The organism is Flavobacterium sp. NKUCC04_CG (assembly GCF_019345525.1).
Lineage (GTDB): Bacteria > Bacteroidota > Bacteroidia > Flavobacteriales > Flavobacteriaceae > Flavobacterium.
The window spans coordinates 58237-74198 of the sequence record NZ_JAHKRA010000010.1; the positions used below are offsets into that span (position 1 = coordinate 58237).

The 15962-nt window shown below is 34.7% G+C and carries 16 protein-coding genes and 1 tRNA gene; 11 read left to right on the forward strand and 6 right to left on the reverse strand.

Features of this window, described 5'->3' with window-relative positions:
* Nucleotides 1-37: 37 nt before the first annotated feature.
* Complete coding sequence (htpG, locus tag KO524_RS09500) at nt 38-1891, reverse strand: molecular chaperone HtpG (RefSeq protein WP_219293350.1); 1854 nt, start codon at nt 1889-1891, stop codon at nt 38-40.
* Between the two features lie 170 nt (nt 1892-2061).
* Between htpG and KO524_RS09505 the strand changes: the two genes are divergently transcribed.
* Nucleotides 2062-2520 carry a lipocalin family protein gene (locus KO524_RS09505; RefSeq protein WP_219293352.1) on the forward strand — a complete coding sequence of 153 codons (459 nt, stop codon included), beginning with the start codon at nt 2062-2064 and terminating at the stop codon, nt 2518-2520.
* Nucleotides 2521-2549: 29 nt separating this feature from the next.
* Nucleotides 2550-3248: an OmpA family protein gene (locus KO524_RS09510; RefSeq protein ID WP_219293354.1), complete on the forward strand. Its 699-nt coding sequence runs from the start codon at nt 2550-2552 to the stop codon at nt 3246-3248.
* A gap of 242 nt (nt 3249-3490) precedes the next feature.
* Here KO524_RS09510 and KO524_RS09515 read toward each other — a convergent pair whose 3' ends face one another.
* Entirely contained in the window at nt 3491-5035 is a 1545-nt protein-coding gene (locus tag KO524_RS09515) for a PspC domain-containing protein (protein WP_219293356.1), read from the reverse strand.
* Nucleotides 5028-5369: a PadR family transcriptional regulator gene (locus KO524_RS09520; protein ID WP_219293358.1), complete on the reverse strand. Its 342-nt coding sequence runs from the start codon at nt 5367-5369 to the stop codon at nt 5028-5030. The genes KO524_RS09515 and KO524_RS09520 overlap by 8 nt, the downstream gene beginning before the upstream one ends.
* A gap of 239 nt (nt 5370-5608) precedes the next feature.
* Between KO524_RS09520 and KO524_RS09525 the strand changes: the two genes are divergently transcribed.
* The gene (locus tag KO524_RS09525) at nt 5609-6073 is read left to right on the forward strand and encodes a DUF4442 domain-containing protein (RefSeq protein WP_219293359.1); all 465 of its coding nucleotides are present in this window, start codon (nt 5609-5611) and stop codon (nt 6071-6073) included.
* A gap of 6 nt (nt 6074-6079) precedes the next feature.
* The gene (locus KO524_RS09530) at nt 6080-6985 is read left to right on the forward strand and encodes a TIGR01777 family oxidoreductase (protein ID WP_219293361.1); all 906 of its coding nucleotides are present in this window, start codon (nt 6080-6082) and stop codon (nt 6983-6985) included.
* A gap of 131 nt (nt 6986-7116) precedes the next feature.
* On the opposite strand, the gene KO524_RS09535 is transcribed toward KO524_RS09530, so the two are convergent.
* Complete coding sequence (locus KO524_RS09535; protein WP_219293363.1) at nt 7117-7788, reverse strand: YceI family protein; 672 nt, start codon at nt 7786-7788, stop codon at nt 7117-7119.
* A 203-nt stretch (nt 7789-7991) separates the two neighbouring features.
* On the opposite strand from KO524_RS09535, the gene KO524_RS09540 reads away from it, so the two are divergent.
* The 6 genes from KO524_RS09540 (at nt 7992) to KO524_RS09565 (ending at nt 13932) form a co-directional block, all read left to right on the forward strand.
* Entirely contained in the window at nt 7992-8534 is a 543-nt protein-coding gene (locus KO524_RS09540) for a nucleotide exchange factor GrpE (protein ID WP_219293365.1), read from the forward strand.
* Between the two features lie 34 nt (nt 8535-8568).
* Nucleotides 8569-9684, forward strand: coding sequence for a molecular chaperone DnaJ (gene dnaJ / locus KO524_RS09545; RefSeq protein WP_219293367.1), 1116 nt, complete (start codon nt 8569-8571; stop codon nt 9682-9684).
* Nucleotides 9685-9876: 192 nt separating this feature from the next.
* Nucleotides 9877-10794 (forward strand): ABC transporter ATP-binding protein, encoded by a 918-nt coding sequence (locus tag KO524_RS09550; RefSeq protein ID WP_219293369.1) that lies wholly within the window; start codon nt 9877-9879, stop codon nt 10792-10794.
* 4 nt (nt 10795-10798) lie between these two features.
* Entirely contained in the window at nt 10799-12100 is a 1302-nt protein-coding gene (locus tag KO524_RS09555) for an ABC transporter permease (protein WP_219293371.1), read from the forward strand.
* A 48-nt stretch (nt 12101-12148) separates the two neighbouring features.
* A complete protein-coding gene (locus KO524_RS09560) occupies nt 12149-13312 on the forward strand; it encodes a sigma-54 dependent transcriptional regulator (RefSeq protein WP_219293486.1) in 1164 nt (387 codons plus the stop codon).
* 5 nt (nt 13313-13317) lie between these two features.
* Nucleotides 13318-13932, forward strand: a complete 615-nt coding sequence (locus KO524_RS09565; protein ID WP_219293373.1) for a DEAD/DEAH box helicase — start codon at nt 13318-13320, stop codon at nt 13930-13932.
* Between the two features lie 41 nt (nt 13933-13973).
* On the opposite strand, the gene KO524_RS09570 is transcribed toward KO524_RS09565, so the two are convergent.
* Both KO524_RS09570 and KO524_RS09575 read right to left on the reverse strand, forming a co-directional pair.
* A complete protein-coding gene (locus tag KO524_RS09570; protein ID WP_219293375.1) occupies nt 13974-14468 on the reverse strand; it encodes a hypothetical protein in 495 nt (164 codons plus the stop codon).
* An 855-nt stretch (nt 14469-15323) separates the two neighbouring features.
* Nucleotides 15324-15397, reverse strand: a tRNA-Met gene (locus KO524_RS09575).
* 148 nt (nt 15398-15545) lie between these two features.
* Between KO524_RS09575 and KO524_RS09580 the strand changes: the two genes are divergently transcribed.
* Nucleotides 15546-15932 carry an START-like domain-containing protein gene (locus tag KO524_RS09580; RefSeq protein ID WP_219293377.1) on the forward strand — a complete coding sequence of 129 codons (387 nt, stop codon included), beginning with the start codon at nt 15546-15548 and terminating at the stop codon, nt 15930-15932.
* The last annotated feature ends 30 nt before the right edge of the window (nt 15933-15962 follow it).

Consider the following 15962-nt stretch of genomic DNA (forward strand, 5'->3'; position numbering starts at 1 on the left):
TAAGGCTTATCGGACTTTTAATAAATACTTATCAGTATTACATTTGACTAAAGTTTCTTTTTACAAACGCAGTCAGTTCTTCTCCTTTGAGAAGTCCTTGAGACAATTTTGCTAAATCCAACGCTTGTTTGATATTACTATCGCGTTTTGCTGTATCCGTATTGCTTAACAAAGAAGTAGCAAATTCAGAATTGGTATTAACGATCAAGTTATACATTTCTGGGAAATTACCCATTCCAAACATTCCTCCTCCACCAGAAGCGCTCATTTCTTTCATACGGCGCATAAATTCTGGTTGTGTAATAACGAATGGTTCATCGGTGCTGTCTAAAGCCTCCATTTGTACGGTATACTTTTCTTTTGGTACTACAGTCTCTAAAACTTCTTTTAGGCTGGTAGTCTCCTCTTCACTTAATTTAGAAATCGGGTTGTCGTCTTTCTTGATTAGGTTATTGACGTGATCAGCATCCACACGAGCAAAAGTCAGTTTTTCATTTTCTGATTCCAACTTTTGAATTAAGTGTGAAACAATTGGAGAATCCATTAAAATTACTTCATATCCTTTATCTTTTGCAGCAGCGATATAACTGTGTTGTGCATCTTTGTTAGAAGCGTAAAGTACTACTAAGTTGCCATTTTTGTCAGTTTGCTTATCTTTAGTAGCTTCTTTCAATTCCTCTAAAGTAAAGTATTTGCCGTCAACAGTAGGGTATAATACAAAAGCTCCTGCTTTTTCAAAGAATTTAGGTTCAGACAACATTCCGTATTCCAATACGATTTTTATATCGTTCCATTTCGCTTCAAAATCTGCTCTGTTTTCTGTGAACAAAGATTTGAGTTTATCAGCTACTTTTCTGGTAATATAGTTCGCGATTTTCTTTACGTTACCATCGGATTGTAAATACGATCTCGATACGTTTAGTGGAATATCTGGCGAATCAATAACTCCTTTTAACATCGTTAAAAATTCAGGTACTATCCCTTCGACGTTATCCGTTACAAAAACTTGATTTTGATACAATTGAATCTTGTCTTTCTGCATCTGAAGATCAGCACTTAACTTAGGGAAGTATAAGATACCCGTCAAATTAAATGGATAGTCAACATTTAAGTGAATATTAAACAAAGGCTCTTCAAATTGCATTGGATACAATTCGTGGTAGAAGTTTTTATAGTCTTCGTCTGTTAATTCAGAAGGTTGTTTGGTCCATGCTGGGTTTGGGTTATTGATGATGTTGTCTACTTCAACTTGATCATCGCCTTCTCCTTCGGTACGCGTACCAAATTTGATGGCTACAGGCATGAATTTATTGTATTTTACCAATAATTCATTGATTTTACTTTCTTCCAAGAATTCTAGAGAATCCTCAGCAATATGCAAGATGATTTCTGTTCCTCTGTCTTGTTTGTCGGACGCTTCTAAAGTATATTCAGGGCTACCATCACAAGTCCAATGTGCAGCTGGTTCATCTTTATAAGATTTAGTGATAATTTCTACTTTGCTAGCTACCATAAAGGCAGAGTAGAAACCCAATCCAAAATGACCAATAATTCCAGAATCTTTTGCAGAATCCTTATATTTCTCTAAAAATTCTTCTGCTCCTGAAAAAGCAACCTGATTGATGTATTTCTCAACCTCTTCGCGGGTCATTCCCAGACCTTGGTCAATGATATGAAGTTTTTTTCCTTCTTTGTCAATTTTTACTTCAATAATTGGTGATCCATATTCTACGGCTGTTTCTCCAATGGTGGTTAAGTGTTTGAGCTTTAAAGTAGCATCGGTTGCATTGGAAATCAGCTCTCTTAAGAATATCTCATGATCACTATATAAAAACTTTTTAATTAGTGGGAAAATGTTTTCAACGGTCACATTAATTTTTCCTGATGTCATAATTATTCGTATTTTTATAATTAATTATACTTTTATAATTGAAATATTACAAATTGAATACCAAATTGTAATTAGCGCCATATTGGCAGTATAGAAAATAGTTTAAAAAAAAGTGCTATTTTATATTTGGGCATGTTTATTGTTAACGTAATTTTGTAAAAAATGTAACTATGAGAAAATTAATTGTTTTGAGCGTTATGGCTTTATTCGCGGTTTCCTGTAAACCAACAATGGATAGCAAATCTCAAGTAGGTATCAAAGGGAACTGGACCCTGACAAATGTGAAGAACATTGGTGGAGAATTTGTTAAGATAAATTCTTTCAATATTGCAGATTCAAAATGTTTTGTTGGAAGTCAATGGAATTTTGTTTCGAACAATAATTCGGGAAATTTAAGCTTAAATGCTGGAGGTAACTGTCCGGAATTTAGCAGTAATTTTAAATGGACGATTTCTCCAGCGGGAGAATTCAGTTTTAAATTTGTTGATCAAGGAGAAAAAGCGAAGCATGTAACCACTGGCTATGCACTGCGTATAGCGAATCAGAGCGAATCTTCTTTTCAATTGGTGGACAAGATTAACGTAGGAGGGCAATCTTCGGATGTTATATATCAATTTCAACGCAACTAAAAATATTATAAACTAAATTAAACTTACAAATGAAAAAATTGAATATTTATTTAATGGCAGGAACTATGTTGGCCACTTCTGTGGGATTTACAAGTTGTAATGCCGTACAAAATTCTAATAAAACTCAGAGAGGAGCTGCAATTGGTGCTGCTGGTGGAGCTCTTATTGGAGGGATACTTGGTAACAATGTGGGTAATAAAAAGAATAGTGCTCTTGGAGCAGTATTAGGAGGTGTTATCGGTGGTGCAGCTGGTGGTGTTATTGGAAATAAAATGGACAAACAGGCTCGTGAGATTCAGGAAACCGTTCCCGGAGCTGAAGTAGAACGTATTGGAGAGGGAATTAAATTGATTTTAGGAGAAAACTCTGTAAATTTCAATTTAAACCAAGCTACATTAACGACTACTGCACAAGCAAACTTGGATAAATTGGTAAAAGTATTTAAAGATAATCCAGATACGGATATCGAGATTTACGGATACACTGATATTACAGGTAAAGAAGAGTACAACTTGAAATTGTCTGGACAAAGAGCTAATTCAGTTAAGCAATATTTGACTAAACAAGGAATTTCTCCAAAAAGAATGAAAACAAAAGGAATGGGAATTGCTGATCCTATTGCATCTAATGATACTGAAGCGGGAAGAATTAAAAACCGTAGAGTAGAATTTGGTATTACTGCTAACGAGAAAATGGTTCAAGACGCACAACAAGAGGCTGGAAGATAGTTTTTATGTGTTAACTTATCAAGGGAAGCGACATATTTTGTCGCTTCCCTTTTTTTATGCCATAAAAAAAACAAGAACCAACTACCGGGTAGCTCATTCTTGTTTTGTAAAGTAACTGCTTTTGTAAAAGTAAGTTGTTCTAAAAGAGCAATCCGATTATCCACGAAAGCACTAAATCAATTAATTTTAAGGCTAAAGCTATCATAATTTATTGGTTATTGGTAGTGTTATTTAATAGGCAATTATTTACAATCCACACAAGTAAAATCTTGATTGATTATTTTATATACATGAACTCCAGGTTGTAAAACAAAATCATCATCCATTAAGGCTTGAAAATCACTGTTTAATCGGACTGATGTATTTTCTGATAAATATAGATATAATTTTATTTTTTTAACTATATATTGGTCATTATCTTTTGGTATAAAATTATCGGAAAGAATTAGCGTGTTTTCTTTGATTTCAAAGTTATAGGCAGGTGTTGCTTGTTCTGCACTTTCGGTGTGTAAAAGGTCCTTTTTTCGGGCTTCTAATTGAACTGTCAGGTAGGGTTTTTCTTGGTAGGTTTCTAAAAGTTCTAATTCGATTGTTTTTTGCCCACTGTTTAAAGTCGTTTTAAATTCATCAACATTTTTTGTTGCTGACTGAAAGTATTTATCATCTACAAACAAAATTTCTAACGGTTGATTATTGATGATTAAATCCGTTGACGACGAAAAGAATTCGTCTCCAATATTTAACTCTTTATTGATAGCAGTAGATAAGAATTTAGAATTGTTTCCCGCTTCTTGCATGGTGATGAAAATTAATCCGATGATGGCAAAAAACCATAAACCTGCTAGGATAATAGAAGTTAAACCCACGTATTTAAGATTTTTGTAGAGCAGTTTTAATCCAAGTAAAAACAAAATGATAAATGGAATAGCGCTGATCAGGAAAATGATTAAACCCATTACCCAAAGTGGGGTGCTTAACGCGAAATCTCCCGGTGTAAATTCAAATGCTCCGCCTTGAGGAAAATGCCATTTATTGTTTGATACGACAATACCCGCTACAGCACTACCTAAAAAACCGAAAAAAGCAAAAATCAAAAAGCCAATTCCAAATATTCTTCGGAGAATTTGAGCGGCGGAATCTCCAAATGCTAGTGTGTTTTTTCCAATGTTCTGTCCTACTTTTTGGTAATCGATATTGTTTACTTTATCTGAAACATAGTCAATGTTTTCTCTAACTTTTTTTTCGATGGATGAGATATTGATCGGTTCTCCTTTCATCTCTAACTTTTCGCTCGTAGAACTCGCTTTAGGTATCACGATCCATAGGATAATATACACCAATACGCCTGTTCCATAGAAGAACACTAAAATCAACAGTAAAATACGCAACCAAACAGGGTCTATTCTAAAATAATGTCCCAATCCTGCTAATACACCACCGAGCACTCTCTTATCTGTGTCACGATATAATTTTCGTGAAAAAGTATTTGAAGTATGAGGTTGGCTGTAAGTATGGGGTTCCTCATCATCTATTCTGTAAGCTTCAGGCTCTCCCATAATTTGAATTATAGAATCGACATCCGTCAAAATAATCACTTGGTTGTTTGCATCAATACGCTCACTAAATAATTCGGCAATTCGACTCTCAATATCATGGATGATTTCTTCACGACCTTCCATATTAATCGAATTTCTAATCGCTTGTAAGTAATGATTTAATTTGTTGTATGCATTTTCATCGATGTGAAAAATGATTCCAGCTATATTTACAGTTACGGTCTTATTCATGAGATTGAGTGTTAGTGGTTATTTTTTCTACTGCTACGGATAATTCGGTCCATGTTTTACCTAATTCTACTAAAAATTCTTGTCCGAGGTCGGTTAAACGATAATATTTTCTCGGTGGACCTGCGTTGGATTCTTCCCAGCGATAACTGAGTAAATCATCGTTTTTTAGTCGTGTAAGCAAGGGATATATCGTTCCCTCAACAACTAGCAACTTCGCTTGTTTAAGCTCGTCTAATATTTCAGAAGTATAACAGTCCCTTCCTTGCATTATGGAAAGGATGCAGAACTCTAAAATACCCTTGCGCATCTGCGCTTTAGTGTTTTCTATATTCATGGTTTTAGAATGTTTCGATGTTTCTTATGCAAAGATATGTACAAAGGACTGTACTTTGTATTGCAAGGTACTAATAATTAACTTTATTTTAACTTTTTAAATAATTTTACTTCTTGGTTTTTTTTTCGTATTTTTATAAAAAAGTCAAGGTTTTTCAACGGCTTAAGGTCGAATTGCGAATGTTTTTTTCTATATATTGATGTTCTGTATAACGGCCTTAATTATAATATTTTTATACTATGAAACTTACGCCTTCAAAGCTGAATAGCTATTTATTTATGAAATTACCCGCTGCCTATTGGACTGGAGTAAGGGTTAAGGAAATTTCATCGGTTAAGTGTATTTCGACGGTCAAATACCGTTGGGTCAATCAAAATCCCTTTCGTTCCATGTATTTTGCAGTTCAGGCCATGGCAGCAGAATTATCAACAGGTGCTTTAGTCATGGACCACATACAAGCGAGTAAAGCCAATATTTCAATGCTGGTTGCTCAAAATAACAGTCGATTTACCAAAAAGGCAGTAGGGCGAATTTATTTTGAATGCGCCGATGGTGAAAAGGTTCAGTTGGCTATTAAAGAGGCTATTGCCACTGGAGAGGGACAGACTTTTTGGATGCAGTCCATAGGGCGTAATCAAAACAATGAAGTGGTTTCGGAAATGAATTTCGAATGGACAATTAAAGTAAAACCCCCTAAAAAATAAGAATTTATGAAAGTATTGATAACAGGTGCCACGGGCTTTATAGGTAGTGCCTTGAGTTCTTATTTGCTGAGTAAAGGTTATACGGTAAATTACGTAACTACAGACCGGGATAAAATTAAAGATGCCGCACGTTATCATGGATTTTATTGGAATCCCGCGAAATCTGCTTTTGATTTAAAAGCTTTAGAGGGTGTTGAAGTTATAGTGCATTTAGCGGGATCAAGTATTTCTAAGCGCTGGACTTCGAAAAATAAAGAGCTGATGATTTCAAGTAGAGTATTGGCTACGGAGTTTTTATTTCAAACTTTAAAAAATCAAAAAAACGAGGTTAAGCAAATCGTTGGAGCCTCTGCAATAGGGATATATCAAGATAGTATAGACTATGTACATCACGAGGATTCTGTTTTGATTGACCAAGGTTTTCTTGGGGATTTGGTTCAACTTTGGGAAGCAGAGAATAAAAAGTTTGAGCTTTTAGATATTTCGGTTTGTCTTTTTAGGATCGGAATGGTATTGTCAAAAAATGATGGCGCATTGCCTGAGTTGGTGAAGCCAATTCAACGTTATTACGGCGCTGTTTTGGGATCGGGTGTGCAAACGCATTCCTGGATCCATCGCGAAGATTTAATTTATATGATGGAGTTTGCTATCAGCCATCAATTGAAGGGGGTGTTCAATGCCGTTTCACCTATGCCAATACAACAAGGTAAGTTGATACAGGAATTAAAAACCATTTTACATAAACCCATATTAATGCCTAGAATTCCAACGTTTTTATTGCGGTTGATTCTCGGAGAGCAGCAAGTCTTAGTCACCGCAAGCCAAATTGTTAGTTCCGATAAAATACAACAGAGCGGATACGAATTTAAATACCTTAATCTTAAAGATGCTTTACATAATTTGCTGAAATAAGAGAACAATCCGATAAGGTTTAAAGAAATACTAAGTTGGTTTGATGTCCTTTTGTTCAAACCGATATATTACAAAGTCCTAATATCAAAAAAAGCTGTCTATAAGACAGCTTTTTTCTATTGATAAAAAAATTATTTAGTTGCTTTAACGTGTAATTTGATTAGGATTTCGTCGTTGATGGCTTTGTCTCCTAAGTTATCAAAAACAGAGTTTGAATTAAAATTGATTTTCCAATCCGTTCTGTTGATAGCAAATTCGTCAGCATGTATCATTACTTCATTGTCTGCAGTCGTAATCATTGCAGGGAATTTAATCGCTTTAGTAATGTCTTTTAAAGTTAAGTTACCCGCGATAATACTTTTACCATTTTCTTCGGTTACAGAAGTAATTTCGAAAGTTCCTTGTGGGTATTTGTTTACGTTAAAGAAATGATCCGTAGCTTCTTCTTTACCTGTTCCTTTTAAGTGAGCTTCTAAATCTTCTTTTCCGTCACCAGCTTTTAAGTCATCTACTGAAATAGATTTCATATCAAAAACGATTTTACCATTTTCGATTTTACCGTCTTTTACATGGATTTCACCGTTGGCAATAGTTATAGTTCCGTTATGTTTCCCTCCAGTAAGTTTCCCACCAGTCCATTCTACTTTAGAATCAGCAGCAGCAACCGCATAAGTTAGCGCATCTTTAGATGTTTCTGTACCTTCAGTAATTTCAGTTGCATCTCCCGTATTTTTCGGCTCATTTTTACATGCTGTCAAACTTAAAGCAGCAAAGGCAAATAAAGTAATTACATTTTTTTTCATAGTTAAATTTGATTTTATTTATAGCAAACATATCAAATTTATATGAATATTTGACTAAAAAAACATTAAAAAAAAGGCCAATTAACGTTTTATTTTCCGCTTTTAAGGCAGTTATAGTGTCAAATTGGCACGCTCCGCTAAATTGGCAATACTTTTGTATAGTAAAGATGTAGTATAATAGAAAAAAAATAAAAGTTGATAATATGAGCACTGAAAACAAAGACATTAACAAAGATCAAGAAGAGGTGGTTCAAGAAGTAAATACCGTTGATAACCTTGATAATAATCAAGAGGTTGAAGTTCCGGAGTTAAGCATTGAAGATGAGTTAACGAAGGAAAAAGACAGATTTTTGCGGTTATTTGCTGAGTTTGAAAACTATAAAAAACGTACTTCAAGAGAGCGTATGGAGCTTTTTAAAACTGCCAATGAAGAAGTCTTAGTGGCTTTATTGCCAGTTTTAGATGATTTTGACAGAGCCTTGATTGAAATGGCAAAGATAGAAAGTGAAGAAAATTTGGTTGGAGTTTCTTTAATTTCAAATAAATTCCGTGACATATTGTCTTCTAAAGGACTTGTTGAGGTTGGGGTTGGAAAAGGTGATGCTTTTAGTGCTGATCGTGCAGAAGCCATAACCCAGATTCCTGCAGGAGATAAAATGAAAGGAAAAATAGTAGATGTAATTGAAAAAGGTTATCAATTGGGTGATAAAATCATCAGATTTCCAAAAGTTGTTATAGGACAATAAAATTTAAGATTACATAAAAAATAATAGATTTCAAATGAAACAAGATTATTACGAAATATTAGGTATTGATAGAAACGCAGATGCTGCTGCGATAAAAAAAGCTTATCGTAAAAAAGCTATTGATCATCATCCTGATAAAAATCAAGGTGATGCAACAGCTGAGGAAAAATTTAAGCTTGCGGCAGAAGCCTATGAAGTATTAAGCGATCCCGATAAGAAAGCACGTTATGATCAATACGGACATGCAGCCTTTGATGGCGGTGGCGGTTTTGGCGGCGGTGGCGGTAATCATATGAATATGGACGATATCTTTAGTCAATTTGGAGATATTTTCGGCGGTGGCGGTTTCGGCGGTTTCGGCGGTGGTGCTCAGCAACGAAGAGTTAAGGGAGCTAGTTTGCGTATCAAGGTTAAATTGACCTTAGAAGATATTGCTAATGGTGTCGAAAAGAAAGTGAAAGTCAAAAGAAAAGTTCAGGCTAAAGGAGTAACTTTTAAAAGTTGCCCTACCTGTAACGGTACGGGACAAGTAACTAAAATTGCCAACACTATTTTAGGAAGAATGCAGACCTCTGCCCCTTGTCACGTTTGTGGTGGTGCTGGACAAATTTTGGACAGTAAACCCGCAGGTGCTGATGCACAAGGAATGGTGATGGAAGAAGAAACTGTGCCAATCAAAATTCCTGCTGGAGTAGTAGACGGTATGCAATTAAAAGTTTCTGGAAAAGGAAACGAAGCACCGGGAAGCAATAGTATTCCAGGAGATTTAATTGTAGTTATCGAAGAAATCGAGCACGAAAAATTAAAAAGAGAAGGTGAGAATATCCATTATGATTTGTATATTAGTTTTGCAGAAGCGGCCTTAGGAGGTTCTAAAGAAATTGAAGCCGTTAATGGACGTGTGCGCATTAAACTCGAAGAAGGTATACAATCGGGAAAAATACTTCGTTTAAAAGGTAAAGGATTGCCGAGCGTTAATCGTTATGGCACAGGTGATTTGTTGGTTCATATTAACGTATGGACTCCAAAAACACTAAATAAAGAACAAAAAGAATTTTTTGAAAGGATGAAAGAGGATGAGAATTTTATCCCGCATCCCGGAAAATCTGACAAATCTTTTTTTGAAAAAGTAAAAGAAATGTTTTCGTAATATGGAAAAAAAGTTTTATATTTGGACAACACTTATAAAACGGTGGATTTTCTTTTTCATAGCAATTTTTCCCATCCTTATTTATTTTTAAATAAGGATGGGTTTTTTTTACCCATTTTGAATTGAAATCCATTCCATATTCTAAATATAGATAAAAAAAACTACTTTTACAAAATAAACCCTACGATCATAATGAATCCGATTTTAGAAGTTCAAAATGTTGTTAAACGCTATGCCGATAAAACGGCCCTTAATCAAGTTTCTCTAAGTATTCCTCAAGGAAGTATTTATGGATTACTAGGTCCAAATGGTGCGGGAAAAACATCCTTAATTCGAATTATTAATCAAATAACCCTTCCTGATGAAGGCAGGATTCTCTTAGATGGAGAACCCTTAGGGCCCCAACACATCAAACATATTGGTTATATGCCGGAAGAACGCGGTTTGTATAAAACGATGAAAGTTGGTGAACAAGCCCTGTATTTGGCTCAACTTAAAGGACTATCTAAAGTAGAGGCAAAACGACAATTGGAATATTGGTTTGAAAAACTTGAAATTCAAGGATGGTGGAACAAAAAAATTCAAGAGCTCTCTAAAGGGATGGCTCAAAAAATACAATTTGTGGTGACGGTTTTGCATCAACCCAAATTGTTGATTTTTGACGAACCTTTTTCCGGATTTGATCCTGTAAATGCCAATATCATAAAAGATGAAATTCTCGAGTTACAACGAAAAGGATCGACGATTATCTTTTCCACCCACCGTATGGAAAGTGTTGAAGAAATGTGTGATCATATTGCTTTAATTCACCAGTCCAATAAATTGATTGAAGGTAAGTTAGTCGATGTGAAAAAACAATTTAGAACCAATACATATCAAGTGGGAATTATTTGTAATCAGATCGAAAAGTTAATGTACGATTTAACACAGAAATTTGAGGTAGCCCACACGAGTTTTAAATCATTAAACAATGAATTGCAATTGGAAGTCGAGTTGGGTAATTCTGTACCAAATGAATTGCTTCAAATCTTAGTACTCAATGGGCAAGTAACTCATTTTGTTGAAAAAATCCCAACTGTTAATGATATTTTTATCCAAACTGTAAGCTAATATAATGAGTATTTTATCTTTAATAATTAAGAGAGAATTTATTGCCAAAGTGCGCAATAAATCTTTTATCGTAATGACTTTTTTAAGTCCAGTTATATTTGTTTTGTTGGCATTTCTTATCACGTATCTCAGTACGATGAAAGCGGATGTCAAGAAAATTGCTATACACGATGAAACCGGCTATTTTGTAAAACACTTTAAAAATACCGATTTATACGAATACCAAGATTTGTCTGCAATCGATATTAAAATTATCAAAGACAGTATTATCACGGAAGCTTATGAAGGTTTGTTATACATACCTAAAGCTGCGGATATCTCTACTTTACAAAACGGTATTCAATACATATCTAATGACAGTCCAAGTTTTGGTTTTATCAGTAATATAGAGGGAATTATAGCCGATGAAATCACCACTTATAACGTGATAAAATCGGGTATGGACGTGGCTTTAATCGAAGCAACCAGAGCCAAAGTCGATTTGACTTTGGAAAAAGCTTCTGGCGAGACTACTGTTAAGGGGCTAAACGAAATAAAGATTGCTATAGGGGGGCTTTTTGGATATATGATCATGATGTTTATCATTATCTATGGAAACTTGGTCATGCGTAGCGTTATTGAGGAAAAAACCAATCGTATTATTGAGATTATTATTTCATCGGTTAAGCCGTTTCAACTGATGATGGGGAAAATTATAGGCACTTCATTGGCAGGTATTTTGCAGTTTTCTATATGGGCTATAGTTGGTGGGATTTTATTAGTAGCGGTTTCAGCAATATTTGGAATCAATGCTTCAACGAATGTAGCCAATGTTCCGCTAGATGGCGTTGTATCTGAAAATGCTATCCTAAATGCTCAAAACTACCTTACAGAGATTATGGAATTGCCGATACTTTCTTTAGTAGGTTACTTTTTTCTATTTTTCTTGGGAGGTTATTTTTTATATAGTTCGCTATATGCGGCAATAGGTGCAGCAGTAGATAGTGAAACCGATACACAACAATTTTTACTACCTATTATGTTGCCGTTGATGTTGGGTGTGTATGTGGGCTTTTTTACTGTGATTCACAATCCACACGGAACGGTTGCCACGGTGTTTTCGATGATTCCTTTTACATCGCCCATAGTCATGTTAATGCGTATTCCGTTTGGAGTGCCATGGTGGCAGATTTTATTGTCGTTACTGATTTTATTCGGGACCTTTATTGTGACCGTATGGTTGGCGGCAAAAATATATAGAATTGGTATTTTGATGTACGGAAAACGCCCATCGTGGAAAGAATTGTATAAGTGGTTAAAATATTAAGTATAAGCATATAATATCTATTTTAATAACAATAAAAAGATGTCGAAAATATCTAAAATATTAATTATAGAAGATGAAGCTTCTATAAGAAGGGTACTGACTCGTATCTTAACCGAGGAAAATGAAAATTATAGGGTAGATGAAGCGGAAGATGGACTTGCTGGATTAGAAAAGATACAGGCGGAAGATTATGACTTGGTTATTTGCGATATCAAGATGCCTAAGATGGATGGTGAAGAGGTGTTGATTGAAGTAAAAAAAATCAAACCTGAAATTTCTATGGTGATGATATCCGGTCACGGTGATTTAGAAACAGCAGTAAATACCATGCGATTGGGGGCTTTTGATTATATTTCAAAACCGCCAGATTTAAATCGTTTATTGAATACGGTGCGCAATGCTTTAGATAATAAACATTTAGTTGTTGAAAATAAGATTTTAAAAAAGAAGGTTAGTAAAAACTATGAAATCATAGGGGAGAGTGCTGCATTGGCAAAAATCAAAGATATGATTGAGAAGGTGGCTCCTACTGAAGCCAGGGTTCTGATTACGGGAGCAAACGGAACGGGGAAGGAGTTGGTCGCGCATCAATTGCATGAAAAAAGTGAAAGAGCAGCATTTCCTCTGATAGAAGTTAATTGTGCGGCTATACCGTCAGAATTGATAGAAAGTGAATTGTTTGGTCACGTTAAAGGTGCATTTACTTCTGCGGTTAAGGACCGTGCTGGTAAGTTTGAAGCAGCCAATAAAGGAACTATTTTTCTCGATGAAATTGGTGATATGAGCTTGTCTGCTCAAGCAAAAGTTTTAAGAGCGTTACAAGAAAATGTGGTTAGTAGAGTAGGGGCGGATAAAGATGTAAAGATTGATGTAAGGGTGATTGCGGCTACGAATAAGGACTTGAAAAAAGAAATAGAAGAAGGTCGATTTAGAGAGGATTTATACCATCGACTGGCTGTTATTTTAATTAAGGTTCCCGCCTTAAATGAGCGTAGGGAAGACATTCCGTTATTGATAGAACACTTTTCTGAGAAAATAGCTGTGGAGTACGGAACGGCTGTTAAGCATTTTCAATCCGATGCGATTGCGCTATTACAGGAATACGATTGGACTGGGAATATTAGAGAGCTGCGCAATGTTGTAGAGCGCTTGATTATTTTAGGGGGTAAAGAGATTTCAAAAGAAGATGTACAGTTATTTGCAAGTAAATAGATAAAATGAAATTAAAAAAAATTAATACAGAGCTAGAAGAGGCCTTGATTGGACTTTCTTTGATAGAGCCTACTGCTTTGCAAAAGGAGAGTTTTAGCGTTATTAAAAGCGGTGTAGATATCATTATAGTGGCGCCAACGCGAGAAGGAAAGTCATTGGCATTAGCGATGAGTGTAATTCAAAAATTGGAGAAAGCGCATTTAATAGCAACAAGAGCTTTAGTTGTAGTTAAGAATAAAGAACAAGTTTTGGAGATGACCGAACTTTTTGAAAAGTTAACTAAACGAATGGATTTGCGAGTTTATGGTGTTCATAACAATACTGATTTGGATAACGATAAAAACATGCTTTCCGAAGGGAATGATATTTTGATAGGTACTATGGAGCGTTTAAACAGTATGTTTAGCTCAGCAGGATTTGATGTCAATCAATTAAAAATGTTTGTGGTTGATGATTTAGATGATCAATTGAAGATGCGTTTGGAGCCAAAATTTCTTAGAGTTTCAGAAAGTATTGGAAAAACGCAACGGGTTTATTTTTCGACTATAGTGGACGAGAGAGTAGAATCTTTTATAGATAAAACCATGACTGAAGATGTAGTGTGGTTACAATATGAATAAAAAAAAACTGGTCTTTTAAAGACCAGTTTTTTTTTGCTTTATTATCGACCAGGTGCCGGTGTTGGTGGAGGCGTTGGTAAAATAGGTGCAGTGTTTTTTAATTCGTATTCCATATCTGGAATTTCGATATTGTTACTCGGTTGAATCCAATAGATATGGTGGTTCCCTAAAGTATCTAAATCAGGACCTCTTCTAAAGTGATATTTGGTTTTTGTGTTATTTAATTCAATAGCAAAATTATAGATGCTATCTGTAATAGATTGTTCTACAACATTTTTTAAGAATGCATTGTTGTGGCTTAAAATAAGTTCTTTATAGCACGATTCTGCATCATTTTTTAAAACTTGACAGAAATCTGATTTTGTAAATTTAAATGCTTTAATGTTTCCAGTACTTAATAACCAAGTTCCTTGAGCCCATTTTGGTGGTGCAATTTCCGCTGCTATAGTCGGGATTGGATCTTGTGAATCATCATCGCTACTACATGAGATAAACAGTAGAGACATAAATAAAGTAAGTGTAAGAATTTTTTTCATACCTAGATATTATTGTTGTTTTATTGGTCTTACCTGTCGAAAATCATCAGTTATTGATGTTTATTTGATGGTAAAATCATAATTTATTTTTATATGGTATGCAAACATATATAAAAATAATGTAAAATATAGGGTTTTTTTAAGGATTTTTTAGGGATCTATTTGGGTTAAAAAAAACAAGACTTAAATTAAAGGAGTATTTCTTTTACTTATTGGTATTAAAGCTTATAATTTCTAACTAATTTGGAATCAATTGCAGTGTTATTGTGCCTGGGGTGCTTTCTTAATTTTTAATCCTTGAAACATTCATTTCTTGGTGAATGAAATTATTATATAAACAGCGGTAGAGTTGAGAAGGTAAAAAGGCAGCTGTGTTGACTTGGTAAGGTGTATATAAACCTAAACGTCGCGTTGGGGAAGACCGATAATCCCATCGGCGAAATGGTGAATACCTATTATTCAATCCGAAAAAAATCTTCGAATTGACATAGTAGTTATTTTGAATAGTGGTTCTATAGGCTGGGGTATACGAACTTTTAGATTTAATGTGCTTTGTTAAACAGTAGTAGAAAGGGAAATGGGGCGATTTTAAGCCTTTTATCTACATTAAGGAATTTCGGTGTCTTGGGAAAGCGTTTCGGTCTTAAAGGGATTTATTTGAGTTTTTTGGTGATTAGAATAATCCCTTTATATAAAGCTTGCCACTCATTTAATCTGTTTTAGAATTTGATTTTTAATTGAAAAGCGAATTGTGTGGGTGTTGGTGTTGAAAAACAAAGGCTATTTGAGAATTAACCTCATAAAAAAAGCGGTTTAAGTTTCCTTAAACCGCTTGATGTCCACATTAGGAGTTTGTAGCGAAGACGGGAGTTGAACCCGTGACCTCAGGGTTATGAATCCTGCGCTCTAACCGACTGAGCTACCTCGCCATTTGTGAAGTAAATTACTTCCTTAATGCGGGTGCAAATATAGAACTTATTTTATAACTTCCAAAAAAAACTTTTAAAATTAAATAAAATTTTAAAGTTTTTTATTTCTCTTAAAATTGTTTATATTTCCAAAAAAAATTGTACGAATATGAAAATTAAATACGAATTAGAGTTTTCTATAACATCTTCTCCTCAATTACTATATCAATATATATCTGATCCATCGGGTCTTTCTGAGTGGTTTGCTGATAATGTGAACTCTAGAGGGGAATATTTCACCTTTATTTGGAACGATTCAGAAGAAAAAGCCAAATTAGTTACTAAAAAAACCGACGAACGCGTTAAGTTTAGATGGTTGGATGAGGATGGAAATGACACAGAGTACTACTTTGAAATAAAGATTATCCGCGATGAGATTACTAAAGATGTTTCTTTGGCTATCACCGATTTTTCCGATGAAGATGATGTGGATCAATCCAAGTTATTATGGGAGAACCAAATTTCCGATTTAAAGCAGGTTTTGGGTTCTGTATAAGTAATATTAAACTTATCTTTGTCGAATATT